Below are 16,462 nucleotides of genomic sequence, written 5' to 3'. Positions count from 1 at the left end.
CCGGCCGCCATTGCAAGGAAGGATTCCGATGCGTCTGATCGGCATGATGGACTCGCCCTATGTGCGGCGCGTCGCGGTTTCGCTGAAGCTGATGGGGCTGCCCTTCGAGCAGTCGCCGCTCTCCGTCTTCCGCAATTTCGAGGCCTTCGCGGCGATCAACCCGGTGGTCAAGGCGCCGACCCTGGTGGCGGACGACGGGACGGTCCTGCTCGATTCGACCCTGATCCTCGAATATCTCGACCGGCTGGCGCCGACCGGGCGGCGGCTGAACCCGGTGGCGCTGCCGGACTTCCTGCGCTGCCAGCGCCTGACCGGCCTGGCGCTCGCCGCCTGCGAGAAGGCGGTGCAGATCGTCTACGAGCGCAACCTGCGCCCCGGCGAGAAGCAGCACGAGCCCTGGGTCGACCGGGTGCGCGGCCAGCTCCTCGCCGCCTGGCAGGTGCTGGAGAAGGAGGTGGCGCCGGCCAAGGGCTGGCTGATCGGCGACCGGCCGCTGCAGGCGGACGTCACCGTGGCGGTCGCCTGGCGCTTCTCCCGCTTCGCCCTGCCCGACATCGTGGAGGAGGGCGGCCACCCGGCGCTGACGCGCTTCTCCGCACGGGCGGAGGCGCTGCCGGAATTCGCCTCCTGCCCGCTGGAGTAGGTCACACCCCCCGCGTGCGCACCAGCAGCACGCGGGCCTCCTCCGCGGCACGGGTCAGGTGGGGGAGGAACTGCACCTCCATCTCCGGGCAGGTGACGCGCGCGGCCTGGGCGCTGACGTTCATCGCGGCGACCACCGCGCCTGCCGCGGTGCGCACCGGCACGGCGATCGAACGCAGGCCGAGCTCCAGCTCCTGGTCGACCAGGGCGAAGCCGCGCTCGCGCACCCGCTCCAGCTCGCGGCGCAGCGCGTCGGGCGCGGTGATCGTGCGTTCGGTGAAGGGCTTCAGCGCGGCCCGCCGCAGATAGGCCTCCAGCTCCCCCTCCGGCAGGGCGGCGAGCAGGACGCGGCCCATCGAGGTGCAGTAGGCCGGCAGGCGGCTGCCGACATTCAGCCCGACCGACATGATCCGCTTGGTCGCGGCGCGGGCGATGTAGACCACCTCGTCCTCGTCCAGCACGGCGGCGGAGCAGGATTCCTGCACGGCCCCGCTCACCCGCTCGATCAGCGGGTCGAGGATGCTGGCAAGCGGGGCGGAGGACAGGAAGGAATAGCCCAGCGCCAGGATCTTCGGCCGCAGGAAGAAGGTCCGCCCGTCCGTCCCGGCATAGCCGAGCTGCATCAGCGTCAGCAGGCAGCGCCGGGCGGCAGCCCGCGGCAGGCCGGTGATCCTGGCGATGTCGGCGATGGTCAGGTTGGGCTCGCGCTCCGTGAAGGCGCGGATCACCGCCAGCCCCCGCGCCAGCGACGTCATGAAGTTGGGGTCGTTCGGCTGTTCGCCGGAGACCTCGTCGGCGATCTCCCCGGTCACGTCCGCACCGGCCGGCTTCCTCGCGGTCATGGCGTTCCTCCCCCCGCTGTCCTTGCCGCAGCATGGGGCGATTATCGCGCGAAGGCCAGAGAAATCGCACTTTCGCCGGATCGGCGGGCCGCCCGGCGCCGCGGCGGGCGGCTATCCCCGGCGGCCCTCCCCCTGGCCGCCCTCCAGCACCAGCCGGGCCCGTCCGGCGGCGAGGCCGAACAGGGCGGCCGACAGGCCGGCGCAGACGAACAGGCCGGTGCTGGCGTGCCAGGCCCCGGTGCGGTCGTGCAGCAGCCCGGCGGCCAGCGGCCCCATCGCGGCCAGCGTGTAGCCGACGCTCTGCGCCATGCCGGAGAGCTGCGCCGCCACATGCGGGTCGCCCGCCCGCATCACGATCAGCGTCAGCGCCACGGCGAAGGAGGCCCCCTGCCCGATGCCGAGCAGGACCGCCCAGCCCCAGAGCTGGTCGAGCGGCCCATAGACGCAGCCGAGGAAGCCGGCGAGCGAGATCGCCTGGGTGGCGGCGGCGATCAGGCTCTGGTTGCGGAAGCGGGCCGCCAGCAGCGGCGCCACCAGCGCGGCCCCGACCTGCACCAGGATCTGCACCGACATGACGAAGCCGGCATCGACCGGCGCCACCCCGCGGTCGCGCAGGATCACCGGCAGCCAGGCGAACAGGATGTAGGCCAGCGAGGACTGCAGCCCCATGAACAGGGTGACCTGCCAGGCCAGCCCGTCGCCCCACAGCCCGCGCACCCGCGGGGCGGGCGGCGTGCCGGCCGGCAGGCGGGGCGGCAGCAGGGGGAACCAGACGGCGGCGGCGACCACCGCCGGCAGCAGCCAGACCGCCAGCGACAGGTTCCAGCGGTCGCCGAAGGCCACCTCCAGCGGCACGGCGGCGCCGGCCGCCACCGCCGCCCCGGCGCACAGCGCCATGGTGTAGACGCCGGTCATCAGGGCGGCGCGGTCGGGGAAGTCGCGCTTCACCAGGCCGGGCAGCAGGGCGCCGATGATGCCGATGCCGGCGCCGGCCAGCACCGCGGCGACCATCTGCGCCGGGAAGGACGGCACGGCGCGCAGCCCGATCCCGGCGGCGAGCACCAGCAGGATCGCCAGGATCACCCGCTCGCTGCCGAAGCGCCGCGCCAGCCCCGGCGCGCTCAGCCCGAACAGGCCGAGGCAGAGCACCGGCAGCGTGGTCAGCACGCTGGCCAGAGTGGCGGAGATCGCCAGCTCCCCCACCATCTCCTGCAGCACCGGCCCGACGCTCGACAGGGCGGGGCGCAGGTTCAGCGCGACCAGCACGATGGCGCCCGCCACCAGCAGGGGGTGGCGCGGCCGCCGGGCCGGCGGCGGCGGATCCTCGTCCACCCCGACCAGCAGGTCGTCGGCCAGGATGGAGGCGGCGGCGTGATCGGGCTGCGCCGGATCGGCGGCGCGGTGGGGAAGCGGTTGGCCGCGGGCGGCGGACGGGCTGGCGGTCATCGCGGAGGGTCCGGATCGAAGGAGGGACGGAAGGCGGCGGATCGGGGGGCGGCGGTCGAAGGCCGGCGACTGCCGGTCAGGGGGCGAGCAGGGCATCCAGCGCCGCCAGCGACGGGGCGACGATGGCGCGGGCGGCCTCCTCCGCCGCCGCACGGTCGCGGGCGGCGATCGCGTCGGCCACGGCATGATGGGCCGGCAGGTCGGGTTCCGGCAGGGCGCTGTCGCGCAGCGCGGCGCGGAGCTGGCCGCGCATCGTTCCGGTGAAATAGCGGTAGAGCTCCGCCAGCGCCACGTTGTGGGCGGCCTCCGCCACCGCCATGTGGAAGGCGATGTCGCGGTCGATGAAGGCTTCCAGCGCCGCGTCGCCCGGTTCTTTGGCGGCGGTGTCGCCGCGCGCCTCCAGCGCCCCCCGGATCCGCTCCAGGTCGGAGTCGGTGCGGCGCAGCGCCGCCAGGCCGGCCGCCTGGACCTCCAGCGTGCAGCGCAGCTCCAGATGATCGCGCAGCGTGGTGCGGGCGATGCGCCGCATGGTCTCCGCCGGATCGACGGGGGAGCGGACATAGGTGCCGTTGCCCTGCCGCACCTCCAGCATCCCGGCATGGGACAGCACGCGGATCGCCTCGCGCACCGTGTTGCGGCTGACTTGCAGGGCGGCGGCGAGCTCCGCCTCCGGCGGGATGCGGCTGCCGACCGGCCAGCCGCCGCGCTCCAGCTCGGCGCGCATCATGCCGATGGCGGTCTCGACCAGCGAGCGGCGGGGGACGGCGGCGAGGCTGCAGGCTCCGGACGGAGAAGGGGCGGGGGGCGGGGGGACGATCGACATGGTCCAAACATCCGATGTTTGGACGGGCGGCACAAGACCGCCTTTGCGCCCATCCGCCCCGCCGGGTCGGGGAAGGCCGGCTACGCCGAAGCAGCTACCTCCTTTGCGCGGGAAGGCCGTGGAATGAATCGGTGCGGCGCCGCGTTCGTGCTGGTGTGAGGACGCAGCGTCCTCTGACGCAGGAGGATCCGGAAATGGTCGCCGGGAAGAACAGGCAGGGGTTTGGCGCCACGGCATGGCGCGGGCTGAAAGGCGCGGCACTCGGCGCGCTGCTGGCCGGATCGCTGGCCGCGGGCTTCGCCGCGCCGGCCTCGGCCCATGACTGGGACCGGGGCGGCTGGGGCCGCGGGGAGTGGGACCGCGGCGACTGGAAGCATCACCGCCACCACCGGGGCGACTGGGGCTGGCAGGGGCCGCGGGTGATCTATGGCGCCCCGCCGCCGGCCGTGATCTACGCGCCGCCGCCGCCGGTCGTCTATTATCCGCGGCCGCGGGCGGTCTATGTGCCGCCGCCTCCGGTGGTCTATGCGCCCCCGCCGCCGCCGAGCGTCAGCTTCGGGGTGAACATCCCCTTCCGGTAACCGAATCGTGCCGGACCCGTCGCCGCGCTTCCGATGTGACGCCATCGCGATTATGGTGGCGTCCTCATCAGGGATGGTGGCCGCATGCCGGTGGCGCGGCCGTGACGCGAGGCGAGGGACAGGGTGATCGTGAAGGGGCTGACGAAGAGCATGCCGGTACGGACCGCCGCGGTGGTGGCCGGCGCGATGGTGGTTGCGCTGGCCGGCGGCCGGGCGATGGCATCCGATACCATCCTGACGGCGGCGCTGGGCGACGAGGTGCTGCAACTCATCGAGGACCAGCCCAAGGTCACCCGCATCGTCGTCAACGAGAAGACGGTGTTCGAGGACCGCGAGAGCCACACCGTCGCCTTCTACAACGCCTATCAGGTGCAGGGCCGCTGGATGGTCCTGTTCCAGCACGAGGGCGACGCCAAGGACTGCCCGGCGCGCTACCGGGTGCTGGATCTGTCCGGGCCGGCGCCGCGCATGTCGCTGCCCTTCGGCACCTGCAGCAAGGAGCCGGAGGTGGCGACCGCCGACGGCGTGCTGACCGTGTCCATGCCCAACCCGGCCGGCGGCCCCGCCGCGAGCTGGACCTACCGCGACGGCCGCATCTCCCGCACGCGCTGAGCGGGCTTGGGCCGAATCCCGGTCATCCGGCCGGGCCGGACATCATCCCGGGCCGGACATCATACCGGGCCGGACATCATCCCGGGACGGGCGCCGCCGAGGGCGGCGGGCGCCCCCCTGCCGTTCGTCAGAACAGCTCCACATCCCCCGAATCCTCTTCCGACGCGTCACCGATGACGGCCGCGAGGTGGCCGCTGCCGTCCAGCACGCGGATCGGCAGCCCGTCGCAGGCGTCCGACATCGCCTGGGCGATGTCCAGCAGCGGCGAGCGGGTGGCGGTATAGACCTTCGGGCGGTGTTCTGCCGCGCAAGGTGCGATTGTGACGGTGATCGTCATAGCTGATCCCCACGCGAAAGCCGGGAGTCGGGTCCAGTCATGTCTGGCCGCTCTTCTCAACCGAAAGGGCCGGCTGTGTGCTGATATACTGGCACCCAGGGTATTACCTAATGGTTATGAATTCGGCCGAGCACTTATGTTTTGGTGGAAAGTTGGCATGCGTGGTTATGCATGGCTGACGGGGGACCGCCCGACCATGTCCTTTGCCGGATACCGGAAATGATGGGGCCTTTCGCCGCACGGCCATGAAAGCATTTTAGGGAAAATTTACTTCAATTATTCTCCCGGAGACGCGGCAGAGGGGTCGGCAGGACATGTCCCGGAGCATTGGTACGATGGCGATCGATCTGGCCGCCGCCTCCGTCCTCGTGGTCGAGGATCACGACTTCACCCGCAATCTGATCCTGTCGGTCCTGCGCAAGATCGGGGTCGGCTCGGTCCGCGAGGCGGCGAGCGGTCCGGCGGCCTTCCGCATCCTGGGCATCGCCCCGGTGGACGTCATCCTGTGCGACATCGGGATGAAGCCGATGGATGGCATCACCTTCCTGCGCCGGCTGCGCGCCGGCCAGCCCCCGCCGCCGGAGGAGGGTGCGCAGCCGGTGCCGCCCGACGCCATCGACCCGAAGACCCCCGTCATCATGCTGACCGCCCATACCGAGGCGGACATCGTCACCCGGGCGCATGGCGCCGGCGCCACCGCCTTCCTGGTCAAGCCGATCAAGCCCGACCTGCTGCGCAGCCGGATCGAGGCGGTGCTGGCCGCCCGCCGCCGGGGGTGAGGGCCGCAGGGGGAAGGATCAGCTCTTGGCCGCCAGCATCCGGATGGCCAGTGCGGCGGCGGAGGCGCGGTTCTCGACGCCGAGCTTGGCGAAGACCTGCTCCAGATGCTTGTTCACCGTGCGCGGGCTGATGCCGAGGATCTCGCCGATGTCGCGGTTGGACTTGCCGTTGGCGAGCCACAGCAGCACGTCGGCCTCGCGCGCCGTCAGCCCCAGCGCGTCGCGCAGGATCGCCTCCTGCCGGCCGGCCGCCGGCTCGCTGAGGCGGAACAGGTACTCCCCCGGATTGGCCGGGCTGAGGTAGGAGAACTCCAGCCGCCGCGTGCCGCCCTCGCCGTCGGGCAGCGTCAGCGCCAGGCCGTCGCCGGACGGCGCCTGCCGCAGCCGGGCCAGCCCGGCGGCCAGCGCGTCCGCCTGCGCCGCCGGCGCGCCGTCCGGTCCCGGCAGCAGGCCCTGCATCAGCCGCTCGGCCTGCGGCGTGCACCACAGGATGCGGCCCTCGGCGTCGGCGGCCAGCAGGAAGCGGCCGGTGGCGTCCAGCGCCATGCGCGCGGCATAGGACACCCGGGCGTTGGCGAGGTGGACGCGGATGCGGGCGATCAGCTCGTCGACCACGATGGGCTTGGTGACGTAGTCGACGCCGCCGGCCTCCAGCCCGCGCACCACATGCTCGGTGTCGGTCAGGCCGGTCATGAAGATGACGGGAACGTGGGAGACCTCGGCCCTCTGCTTCAGCCGGCGGCAGGTCTCGAACCCGTCGAGCCCCGGCATCATGGCGTCCATCAGGATCAGGTCGGGGGTGATCTGGGCCACGAGTTCCAGCGCGCCGTCCCCGTCGGTGGCGACCAGCGCGGTCAGGCCGGCGTCCTCGATCGCGTCGGTCAGGAATCCCAGGGTCTCGGGCGTGTCGTCGACCACCAGGATCATGTCCCGACGCTTCATCCCCCGACCCCATCGCTCCGCGCCAAATCCACCACCTTCATATACCCTTTCAGGTCGAATGCACGCACCAGACTGCGCAGCCGCTCGACGAAGGGGGCCAGCGCGGGGTCTTCCGCCTCCATCTCCCGCAGCTTGGCCTCGATCCCCCGAACATAGCCGATCCTGCCCAGCCGGTGCAGGTCGTCGAGGTGACGCAGGGCGGCCGGCGCCGGCGCGGCTGCCGGTCCGGGTGGCGGTGGGGGCGCCGGCGTGGCTGCCGGGGGCGCCGGGGCCTCGCCCGCTCCCGGTCCGCCGCCTGCCGGCTCGCCGCCTCCCTGCCCGCCGGCCTGCAGCCACTCCAGCCCGGTCAGCGCCTGGATGCGGTCGAGGAGCTGGGCGATGTCGATCGGCTTCGCCACGAAGGCGTCGTGCGGCCTGCGCCCGTCGCCGGGCCCCGCCGCCTCGTAGGCGTTGGCCGAGACCATGACGATGCGGATCGCCGGTCCGAACCGGCCGCGCAGCGCCTCGGCGATGTCCCAGCCGCTCTCGCCGGGCAGCGAGATGTCGAGCAATGCCAGGTCCGGCCGGCACTGGGCCGCCAGATCGAGGCTGCCCGCGGCGTCGGAGGCGGTGAACAGCAGGAAGCCCAGCGGCCGCAGGATCTCCTGCATCAGGCCGAGCTGCTCGGGATCGTCGTCGACCAGCAGGACCTTCAGCCGCGGCCCGGCATAGCCGGCGACCGGCCGCCGCTCCGCCTCCTCGCCGGGGGCGGCCTCGGACAGCAGCAGCCGCACGGTGAAGGCGCTGCCGGAGCCGGCGGCGCTGCGCACCGCGATGTCGCCGCCCATGATCTGGGTCAGCAGCCGCGTGATGGTCAGGCCGAGCCCGGTGCCCGCCACCGCCCGCACGGCGGCGCCGCGCCCGCGCTCGAACGGCTCGAACACCCGCTCCAGATCCTCCGGCCGGATGCCGATGCCGCTGTCGGCGACCTCGATCTCGGCGATCTGGCTGCGGTAGCGCACGGTCAGCGCGACGAATCCCGTCTCGGTGTACTTCACCGCGTTGGACAGCAGGTTGATCAGGATCTGGCGCAGGATGCGGCTGTCGGTGTGGACCCAGCCCGGCAGGCGCGGGGCGCGTTCATAGCGGAACTCCAGCCCCTTGGCCTCCGCCTGGATGCGGAACATGTCGGCGAGCTGGTCGAGGAAGTCCGGCAGCTTCACCTTGTCGCGGCTGAGCTTGCGCAGGCCGGATTCGATCTTGGAGATGTCGAGCAGCCCGTCGATCAGGTTCGACAGATGCTCGGCGCTGCGCCGGATCACCCGCACCGCGTCCTGCGGCCGTTCGGTGGCGCCGCGCTCCAGAAGCTGGGCATAGCCGGAGATGGCGTTCAGCGGCGCGCGGATCTCGTGGCTGACGCCGATGATGTAGCGGCTCTTCGCGGCGTTGGCCGCCTCCGCCGCCTCCTTGGCCTTCTGCAGGGCGGCGTCGGTGCGCTCGTGCGCGGCGATCTCGTCCATCAGCATGGCGGTCTGGCGGGCGGTCTCCTGCTCCGCCTTGTGGCGGCTCTCATGCGCCAGCACCAGCAGCCAGGCGGCGACCCCCGACAGGATCAGCAGGCAGAAGAACACCGCGGTCAGCGCGGCGCGGATCGCCGTCAGCTCCTCCGGTGCTGCGCTGGCGAAGTGGAAGTCGATGACGATCAGCACCCCGCCCAGCAGCAGGGTGAACAGCGCCATCACCCCGATGAAATGGCCGATGCGCGTGTGCACCCCCGCCGCCAGCCGCGGCGGCAGCACGGCGCGCAGCGCCCCGGCGATCTGGTCGGCGAAGCGGCTCCTCGTCTTGCACAGGTCGTGGCAGCGCGCCTCCAGCGTGCAGCAGAGCGAGCAGATCGGCGCGTCGTAGGCCGGGCAGAAGGCCATGTCCGCCCGCTCGAAGCTGTTCTCGCAGATCGAGCAGCGGATCTCCGCCGCCCCCTCCGGCAGGCCGGCGGCCGGGCGGGCGAGGTAATAGCGCCCCCGCGTCGCCCAGGCGATGACCGGGGCGGCGGCGATGGCCACCACCAGCCCGATGAAGGGCGCCAGCGCCTGCGGCACCGGCCCCGCCAGCCCGAAGAAGGCGGCGGTGGAGGACAGCACCGACAGCCCCATCGCCCCGACGCCGACCGGGTTGATGTCGTAGAGGTGGGCGCGCTTGAACTCGATCCCCGCGGGCTGAAGCCCAGCGGCTTGTTGATGGTGAGGTCGGCCGCCACCGCCCCCAGCCAGCCACCGCCACGTTGGCGTAGAGCGCCAGGATGCTCTCGATCACGCCGAGGATGCCGATCTCCATCAGCAGCAGGGCGAGCAACCCGTTGAAGACCAGCCAGACCACGCGGCCCGGATGGCTGCGCGTCAGGCGCGAGAAGAAGTTGGACCAGGCGATGGAACCGGCATAGGCGTTGGTCACGTTGATCTTCATCTGGCAGACCACGACGAAGATCCCGGTCAGCGCCAGCGCCAGCGCCGGCCAGCCGAACAGGTCGGAGAAGGCCATGTGGTACATCACCGTCGGCTGCATGGCGTCGGCCGGCGGCAGCCCGTGCTTCAGCGCCAGGAAGGCCAGCAGCGAGCCCAGCGCCAGCTTCAGGCTGCCGATCACCGACCAGCCGGGCCCGCCCGCCAGCATCGCCGCCCACCAGCGGCCCCGCCCCATCCGCGCCGGCGAAGGCAGGAAGCGCAGATAGTCCACCTGCTCGCCGATCTGCGGCAGCAGCGACAGCAGCATGGAGGCTGCCATGCCGAAGGGCAGCAGGGCGAAGCCGCCGGTTCCCTGCAGCCCCGGAAAGCCCGTCCACTCCGCGAAGACCGAGCGGTCGAGCAGGACGAAATAGGCGAGCGGCACGCATTGCAGCAGGATCCAGACCGGCTGGGTCGCCACCTGCATGCGGCTGATGACGCGGATGCCGTAGACCGCGATCGGGATGACGCCGAGCGCGCTGATGACGTGGGCGAGCGAATCCGGGATGCCCAGCACCAGCGTCAGCCCGGCCGACATGATGCTGGCCTCGATCGAGAACAGGATGAAGGTGAAGGAGGCGTAGACCAGCGAGGTGACGGTGGAGCCCAGATAGCCGAAGCCGGCCCCGCGGGCCAGCAGGTCGATGTCCACGCCGGCCTTCGCCGCGTGATAGGTGATCGGCAGCCCGACCAGGATGTTCAGCACCCCCACCGCCAGGATGGCGGCGATGGCGTTCTCGAACCCGTAGGCCAGCGTCACCGCCGCGCCGATGGCCTCGCAGGCGAGGAAGGAGATGGCGCCGAGCGCCGTATGGACCACCCGCCAGGCGGACCAGCGCCGCGCCCGCTCCGCCGTGTAGCGCAGCGCATAGTCTTCCAGCGTCTGGTCGGCGGCGAGCTGGTTGTACTGCCGCCGTTCCCGAACGATCCTCTGCCGAGCGCCCATCTGTTCGGCCGTCCGGCCGCCCCCTGTCCGGTCCTGTGGCGATGCGCCGTGCGGCATCGTCAGGGCTTTGCGCGCGGTTGGCAAGGGCGGGATGCTCCCCATCGGCAACGGATCCATGCGGCCGGGGCACGCCGCCCGCAGGCGGGGCTCCGGTCGCGGACGGCCATTCCGCATGCCGATGCTGCACCGCCATATGGGGCGTTTGACGTAGATACGCGCCCCGACCCCCGCGCTAGCATTCCGGCCGACCACACCGGTGGCGTCAAGACCGCCGGCCAGACGTCAGAGAACAACGCGGACGACCACGTCTGACGAACAAGGGGGCTTACGAATGCGGACTCTGAAGGCGACCAACTATTCGCTCGGCGCGCTTGCCGGCCTGGCTCTCTATGCGGCGGCGGGCGCCGGCCCGGCGCTTGCGCAGGACACCATCAAGGTGGGCATCCTGCATTCGCTCTCCGGCACCATGGCGATCAGCGAGACGACGCTGAAGGACGTCATGCTGATGCTGATCGAGGAGCAGAACAAGAAGGGCGGCGTTCTCGGCAAGAAGCTGGAGCCCGTGGTCGTCGACCCCGCCTCCAACTGGCCGCTGTTCGCCGAGAAGGCGCGCGAGCTGATCACCAAGGACAAGGTCGCCGCGGTGTTCGGCTGCTGGACCTCGGTCAGCCGCAAGTCGGTCCTGCCGGTGTTCGAGGAGCTGAACAGCATCCTCTTCTACCCCGTGCAGTATGAGGGCGAGGAGTCGTCCCGCAACGTCTTCTACACCGGCGCCGCCCCGAACCAGCAGGCGATCCCGGCCGTCGACTACCTGATGCAGAAGGAGAAGGTGCAGCGCTGGGTGCTGGCCGGCACCGACTACGTCTATCCGCGCACCACCAACAAGATCCTCGAAGCCTACCTGAAGTCCAAGGGCGTCAAGGACGAGGACATCAAGATCAACTACACGCCGTTCGGCCATTCCGACTGGCAGTCGATCGTCGCCGACATCAAGAAGTTCGGCTCGGCCGGCAAGAAGACGGCGGTGGTGTCCACCATCAACGGCGACGCCAACGTGCCCTTCTACAAGGAGCTGGGCAACCAGGGCATCAAGGCCGAGGACATCCCGGTCGTCGCCTTCTCGGTCGGCGAGGAGGAGCTGGCGGGCATCGACACCAAGCCGCTGCTCGGCCATCTCGCCGCCTGGAACTACTTCCAGTCGGTCGAGACCCCGGTGAACGCCGAGTTCATCAGGGCCTGGAAGACCTTCACCAAGAACGACAAGCGCGTGACCAACGACCCGATGGAGGCCCACTACATCGGCTTCAACATGTGGGTCAAGGCGGTCGCGGCGGCGGGCACCACCAGCTCCGACGCGGTGATCGACGCCATGGTCGGCGTCGCGGTGCCGAACCTGTCCGGCGGCTATTCGGCCATGCTGCCGAACCACCACATCACCAAGCCGGTCCTGATCGGCGAGGTGCAGGAGAACGGCCAGTTCGAGATCGTCTCCAAGACCCCCGGCCTGGTGCCCGGCGACGAGTGGTCGGACTTCCTGCCGGACAGCAAGGACCTGATCGCCGACTGGCGCAAGCCGCTGTCCTGCGGGAACTTCAACGTGAAGACCGGCAAGTGCGGCGGCAAGGGCTCGTGACGACGTGACCGTCTCCCCCGCCGCCCGCGTGCGACCGACGGTTCGGACGCGGGCGGCGGGGGGCAGGGCCTGTATCTCCCCCGAACCAAGGACCCATGAGATGCGACGCGCAGTTCGCTGGTGCCTCGCCCTGTGCGTGGCGGTCCTCTGCTCCCACGCGGCGCTCGCCGCAGACGTGACGCCGGCCGACCTGAAGCCCTTTGTCCAGGCGCTCGGCAGCGGCGGCTATGCGGGGACGGAGAAGGCGCTCGGCCGGCTCGCCGAAGCCGGCGACCCGGCGGCCGTTCCGGTGATCGAGGCGCTGCAGGCGGGCGACCTCCATGTCCGCAAGGCCGACGGCGCGGTCGTCATCGCCCGCAAGGCCGGCGGCGGCTACGCCCTCTCCGACCCGCTGACCAGGGCCGACCTCGGCGAGGCGCCCGCCGCGGCCGTCGAGAAGATCAGGATCAACAACAGCCTGCGCCGCGCCATCAGCGCGACGCTCGGCGCGCTGACGCTGATGAGCCCCGACGCCGCCACGCGCCGCTCCGCCGCCGACGCGGTGTTCAAGAGCCGCGACGCCGCCGCGCTGGAGACGCTCGCCGCCGCCATCGCCAAGGAAACCGATGCCGGCGTCCGCCGCGCCATGGAGCAGGCCCGCGCCGCCATCCTGCTGACCGCCGGCGGCGCGCCGGATGCCGATGTCCAGGCCGCCGTCGCCACGCTGGCCGACCGCGGCGACCGCGACGCGCTGGCGCTGCTGACCATGGTCGCCGGTTCCGACGCGTCGGACGCGGCCAGGACCGCCGCCCGCGCCGCCGCCGCGACGGTGGAGCAGACGCTCGCCATGTGGGCCGCGGCGCAGAACCTGTGGTACGGGCTGTCGCTGGGCTCGGTCCTGCTGCTCGCCGCCATCGGGCTCGCCGTCACCTTCGGCGTGATGGGCGTCATCAACATGGCGCATGGCGAGATGGTGATGATCGGCGCCTATGCCACCTTCCTGGTGCAGGAGGCCTTCCGCGCCTATGCCCCCGGCCTGTTCGACTGGTCGATCCTGGTGGCGCTGCCGGTCGCCTTCCTGGTCGCCGGCGGCGTCGGCATCGCCATCGAGCGCAGCGTGATCCGCTGGCTCTACGGCCGGCCGCTGGAAACGCTGCTCGCCACCTGGGGCCTGTCGCTGGCGCTGCAGCAGGCGGTCCGCTCGCTCTTCGGGCCGACCAACCGCGAGGTCGGCGCGCCCTCCTGGATGTCCGGCGCCTTCGAGCTCGGCGGGCTGACCATCACCTACGGCCGGCTGTGGATCGTCGTCTTCGCCTTCGCCGTCTTCGCCGCCCTGCTGGTGGCGCTGAAGAAGACCTGGTTCGGCCTGTCGATCCGGGCGGTGACGCAGAACCGCGCCATGGCCAACGCCATGGGCATCCGCACCGCGCGGGTGGACGCGCTGACCTTCGGGCTGGGGTCCGGCATCGCCGGGCTGGCCGGGGTGGCGCTCAGCCAGATCGACAACGTCAGCCCCAACCTGGGCCAGAGCTACATCATCGACAGCTTCATGGTCGTGGTGTTCGGCGGCGTCGGCAACCTGTGGGGGACGCTGGTCGGCGCGCTGGCGCTGGGCTCGGTCAACAAGTTCCTGGAGCCCTATGCCGGCGCCGTGCTCGGCAAGATCCTGGTGCTGATCTTCATCATCCTGTTCATCCAGCGGCGTCCGCGCGGTCTCTTCGCGCTGAAGGGCCGGGCGGTGGAGGCCTGATCCCATGCTGACGCGCTTTCTCCTGATGGGCCTCGACCGCCGCGCCGGCGTGATGCTGGCGGTGCTCGCCCTCCTCGCGGTCGCGGTGCCGGCGATGACGCTCTGGGTGCCGGAGGGGTCGCCCTGGCACCTCTCCATCCACACCGTGTCGCTGCTCGGCAAATACCTGTGCTTCGCCCTGCTGGCGCTGTCGCTCGACCTCGTGTGGGGCTATTGCGGCATCCTCTCGCTCGGGCATGCCGCCTTCTTCACGCTCGGCGGCTACGCCATGGGCATGTACCTGATGCGGCAGATCGGCCCGCGCGGCGTCTACGGCCATCCGGTGCTGCCCGACTTCATGGTCTTCCTGAACTGGACGGAGCTGCCCTGGTACTGGCTGGGTTTCGACCAGTTCTGGATCGCCGCCCTGATGGTGGTGCTGGTGCCCGGCCTGCTGGCCTTCGCCTTCGGCTGGTTCGCCTTCCGCAGCCGGGTGACGGGCGTCTATCTCTCGATCATCACCCAGGCGCTGACCTTCGCGCTGATGCTGGCCTTCTTCCGCAACGACATGGGCTTCGGCGGCAACAACGGCCTGACCGACTTCAAGGAGATCCTGGGTGCCGACATCCAGGCCCCGGCGACCCGCATCGCGCTGTTCGTCGCCACGGTCCTCGCCCTGGCGCTCGGCTACCTGATCGCCTCGGCGGTCGTCGCCTCCAAGCTCGGCAAGGTGCTGATCGCGCTGCGCGACGCCGAGAGCCGCGTGCGCTTCCTCGGCTACAGCACCGAAAGCTACAAGCTGTTCGCCTGGGTGCTGTCCGCCTGCATGGCGGGGGTGGCCGGGGCGCTCTACGTCCCGCAGGTCGGCATCATCAACCCGTCGGAGTTCGCGCCGGCCGCCTCGATCGAGGCGGTGATCTGGGTGGCGGTCGGCGGGCGCGGCACGCTGGCCGGCGCGGTCATCGGCGCGGTGCTGGTGAATTTCGGCAAGAGCTACTTCACCGCCGCCCTGCCGGAGCTGTGGCTGTTCGCGCTCGGCGGCCTGTTCGTGCTGGTCACCCTGTTCCTGCCGAAGGGGCTGCTCGGCCTTGCCGGGCAGGTCGCCGCCCGCCTGCCCAGGCGCGAGCGCCTCGCCGCCGCACCCGACGCAACCGCCGAGCGGAAGGGAGCCTGACACCATGTCCGCGGAAGACACCCTGCTCTATCTCGACGGCGTCTCCGTCACCTTCGACGGCTTCCGGGCGCTGAACAGCCTCTCGCTGGTGATCGCGCCGGGGGAGATGCGGGCGATCATCGGCCCGAACGGCGCCGGCAAGACGACCATGATGGACGTCATCACCGGCAAGACCCGGCCCGACACCGGGACCATCCTGTTCGAGGGCAGGACCGACCTGACGAAGCTGCGCGAGTCCCGCATCGCCTCGCTCGGCATCGGCCGCAAGTTCCAGCGCCCGACCGTGTTCGAGCCGCACAGCGTCTGGGACAATCTGGAGCTGGCCCTGAAGGCGCCGCGCCGGCCGATCGACACGCTGACCTACTCGGTCGGCCGCGACGACCGCGCCCGGATCGAGGAGATCCTCGACATCACCCGCCTGTCGGCCCTGCGCGACCGCCAGGCCGGCAGCCTGTCGCACGGCCAGAAGCAGTGGCTGGAGATCGGCATGCTGCTGGCCCAGGACCCCAAGCTGCTGCTGGTGGACGAGCCGGTGGCCGGCATGACCGACGCGGAGACCGAACAGACGGCCGAACTCCTGGTCGACATCGCCGGCCGCCACTCGGTCATCGTCGTCGAGCACGACATGGCCTTCGTCCGCGCGCTGGGGTGAAGGTGACGGTGCTGCACGAAGGCTCGGTGCTGGCCGAGGGCTCGCTGGATTCGGTCAGCGGCAACCAGCAGGTCATCGACGTGTATCTCGGGCGGTAGGGAATCCGGAGCAAAACCATGCTGGACGTCAAATCGGTCGATCTGCATTACGGCGCCGCCCAGGCCCTGCGCGGGGTGTCGCTGCGGGCGGAGGTCGGCAAGGTCACCTGCCTGCTGGGCCGCAACGGGGTCGGCAAATCCAGCCTGCTGCGCGCCGTCATCGGGCTGAAGCCGGTGTCGGGCGGCTCGATCGGCTGGGACGGGGCGGACATCACGAGGCTCGCCCCCGCCGACCGGGCGCGGCGCGGCATCGCCTATGTGCCGCAGGGGCGCGAGATCTTCCCCCTGCTGACGGTGCGCGAGAATCTGCTGACCGGCTATGCGCCGCTGCCGCGCGCCAAACGCTCGATCCCCGACGAGGTGTTCGAGCTGTTCCCGGTGCTGAAGAGCATGCTGGAGCGCCGCGGCGGCGACCTGTCGGGCGGGCAGCAGCAGCAGCTCGCCATCGGCCGCGCGCTGGTCACCCGGCCGCGCCTGCTGGTGCTGGACGAGCCGACGGAGGGCATCCAGCCCTCGATCATCAAGGACATCGGGCGCGCCATCCGCTACCTGCGCGACAGGGGCGACATGGCGATCCTGCTGGTCGAGCAGTATTTCGAGTTCGCCCGCGACCTCGCCGACGACTGGGCGGTGATGGAGCGCGGCGAGGTGATGCTGGCCGGCCCGCGCGACGGGCTGGAGGAGAGCGAGGTGCGCAAGTACCTGACGGTGTGAGAAAAGACGCCCCGTACGGGCCGGAACGGGGCGTCTTCCATACACGGGGAGCC

Annotated in this window: 15 protein-coding genes and 1 pseudogene; 9 read left to right on the top strand and 7 right to left on the bottom strand. The window is 71.2% G+C overall.

Going from position 1 to position 16,462, the window contains the following annotated elements:
* Positions 1-28 precede the first annotated feature (28 nt).
* Positions 29-643 (top strand): glutathione S-transferase, encoded by a 615-nt coding sequence (locus tag DEW08_RS20395; RefSeq protein ID WP_109330707.1) that lies wholly within the window; start codon positions 29-31, stop codon positions 641-643.
* A 1-nt stretch (position 644) separates the two neighbouring features.
* On the opposite strand, the gene DEW08_RS20390 is transcribed toward DEW08_RS20395, so the two are convergent.
* The 3 genes from DEW08_RS20390 to DEW08_RS20380 all read right to left on the bottom strand — a co-directional run bounded on the left by DEW08_RS20390 (position 645) and on the right by DEW08_RS20380 (position 3,753).
* A complete protein-coding gene (locus DEW08_RS20390; protein ID WP_109330705.1) occupies positions 645-1,484 on the bottom strand; it encodes an IclR family transcriptional regulator domain-containing protein in 840 nt (279 codons plus the stop codon).
* 111 nt (positions 1,485-1,595) lie between these two features.
* Positions 1,596-2,930, bottom strand: a complete 1,335-nt coding sequence (locus DEW08_RS20385) for a CynX/NimT family MFS transporter (protein ID WP_109330703.1) — start codon at positions 2,928-2,930, stop codon at positions 1,596-1,598.
* Between the two features lie 76 nt (positions 2,931-3,006).
* Entirely contained in the window at positions 3,007-3,753 is a 747-nt protein-coding gene (locus tag DEW08_RS20380) for a FadR/GntR family transcriptional regulator (RefSeq protein ID WP_109330701.1), read from the bottom strand.
* A gap of 194 nt (positions 3,754-3,947) precedes the next feature.
* Between DEW08_RS20380 and DEW08_RS20375 the strand changes: the two genes are divergently transcribed.
* Together DEW08_RS20375 and DEW08_RS20370 are read left to right on the top strand one after the other, a co-directional pair.
* The gene (locus DEW08_RS20375; RefSeq protein ID WP_245986722.1) at positions 3,948-4,334 is read left to right on the top strand and encodes a hypothetical protein; all 387 of its coding nucleotides are present in this window, start codon (positions 3,948-3,950) and stop codon (positions 4,332-4,334) included.
* A gap of 129 nt (positions 4,335-4,463) precedes the next feature.
* On the top strand, positions 4,464-4,946 hold the full coding sequence (locus DEW08_RS20370; RefSeq protein ID WP_146214739.1) for a hypothetical protein: 483 nt from the start codon (positions 4,464-4,466) through the stop codon (positions 4,944-4,946).
* A 127-nt stretch (positions 4,947-5,073) separates the two neighbouring features.
* Here the strand turns inward: DEW08_RS20370 and DEW08_RS20365 are convergent, their stop codons facing one another.
* The gene (locus DEW08_RS20365; protein WP_109330696.1) at positions 5,074-5,283 is read right to left on the bottom strand and encodes a hypothetical protein; all 210 of its coding nucleotides are present in this window, start codon (positions 5,281-5,283) and stop codon (positions 5,074-5,076) included.
* A gap of 335 nt (positions 5,284-5,618) precedes the next feature.
* Between DEW08_RS20365 and DEW08_RS20360 the strand changes: the two genes are divergently transcribed.
* Positions 5,619-6,062 (top strand): response regulator, encoded by a 444-nt coding sequence (locus DEW08_RS20360; RefSeq protein ID WP_168220445.1) that lies wholly within the window; start codon positions 5,619-5,621, stop codon positions 6,060-6,062.
* A gap of 18 nt (positions 6,063-6,080) precedes the next feature.
* Here DEW08_RS20360 and DEW08_RS20355 read toward each other — a convergent pair whose 3' ends face one another.
* The 3 genes from DEW08_RS20355 to DEW08_RS32700 are packed head-to-tail and all read right to left on the bottom strand — an operon-like array spanning position 6,081 to position 10,430.
* Positions 6,081-7,004, bottom strand: coding sequence for a response regulator transcription factor (locus DEW08_RS20355; RefSeq protein WP_109330692.1), 924 nt, complete (start codon positions 7,002-7,004; stop codon positions 6,081-6,083).
* Positions 7,001-8,503, bottom strand: a complete 1,503-nt coding sequence (locus DEW08_RS32705; RefSeq protein WP_245986799.1) for an ATP-binding response regulator — start codon at positions 8,501-8,503, stop codon at positions 7,001-7,003. The genes DEW08_RS20355 and DEW08_RS32705 overlap by 4 nt, the downstream gene beginning before the upstream one ends.
* A 49-nt stretch (positions 8,504-8,552) precedes the next feature.
* Complete coding sequence (locus DEW08_RS32700; protein ID WP_245986720.1) at positions 8,553-10,430, bottom strand: purine-cytosine permease family protein; 1,878 nt, start codon at positions 10,428-10,430, stop codon at positions 8,553-8,555.
* Positions 10,431-10,761: 331 nt separating this feature from the next.
* On the opposite strand from DEW08_RS32700, the gene urtA reads away from it, so the two are divergent.
* The 5 genes and pseudogenes from urtA (at position 10,762) to urtE (ending at position 16,409) form a co-directional block, all read left to right on the top strand.
* Positions 10,762-12,063, top strand: coding sequence for an urea ABC transporter substrate-binding protein (gene urtA, locus DEW08_RS20345; protein ID WP_109330690.1), 1,302 nt, complete (start codon positions 10,762-10,764; stop codon positions 12,061-12,063).
* 100 nt (positions 12,064-12,163) lie between these two features.
* On the top strand, positions 12,164-13,792 hold the full coding sequence (urtB, locus tag DEW08_RS20340) for an urea ABC transporter permease subunit UrtB (protein ID WP_109330688.1): 1,629 nt from the start codon (positions 12,164-12,166) through the stop codon (positions 13,790-13,792).
* Between the two features lie 4 nt (positions 13,793-13,796).
* On the top strand, positions 13,797-14,945 hold the full coding sequence (gene urtC, locus DEW08_RS20335; protein ID WP_109330686.1) for an urea ABC transporter permease subunit UrtC: 1,149 nt from the start codon (positions 13,797-13,799) through the stop codon (positions 14,943-14,945).
* A gap of 4 nt (positions 14,946-14,949) precedes the next feature.
* Positions 14,950-15,695: pseudogene (gene urtD, locus DEW08_RS20330) on the top strand (urea ABC transporter ATP-binding protein UrtD).
* A gap of 18 nt (positions 15,696-15,713) precedes the next feature.
* A complete protein-coding gene (gene urtE / locus DEW08_RS20325; protein WP_109330684.1) occupies positions 15,714-16,409 on the top strand; it encodes an urea ABC transporter ATP-binding subunit UrtE in 696 nt (231 codons plus the stop codon).
* The last annotated feature ends 53 nt before the right edge of the window (positions 16,410-16,462 follow it).

This window comes from Azospirillum thermophilum, assembly GCF_003130795.1.
GTDB lineage: Bacteria > Pseudomonadota > Alphaproteobacteria > Azospirillales > Azospirillaceae > Azospirillum > Azospirillum thermophilum.
This window is presented reverse-complemented; position numbering and strand designations above follow the sequence as displayed.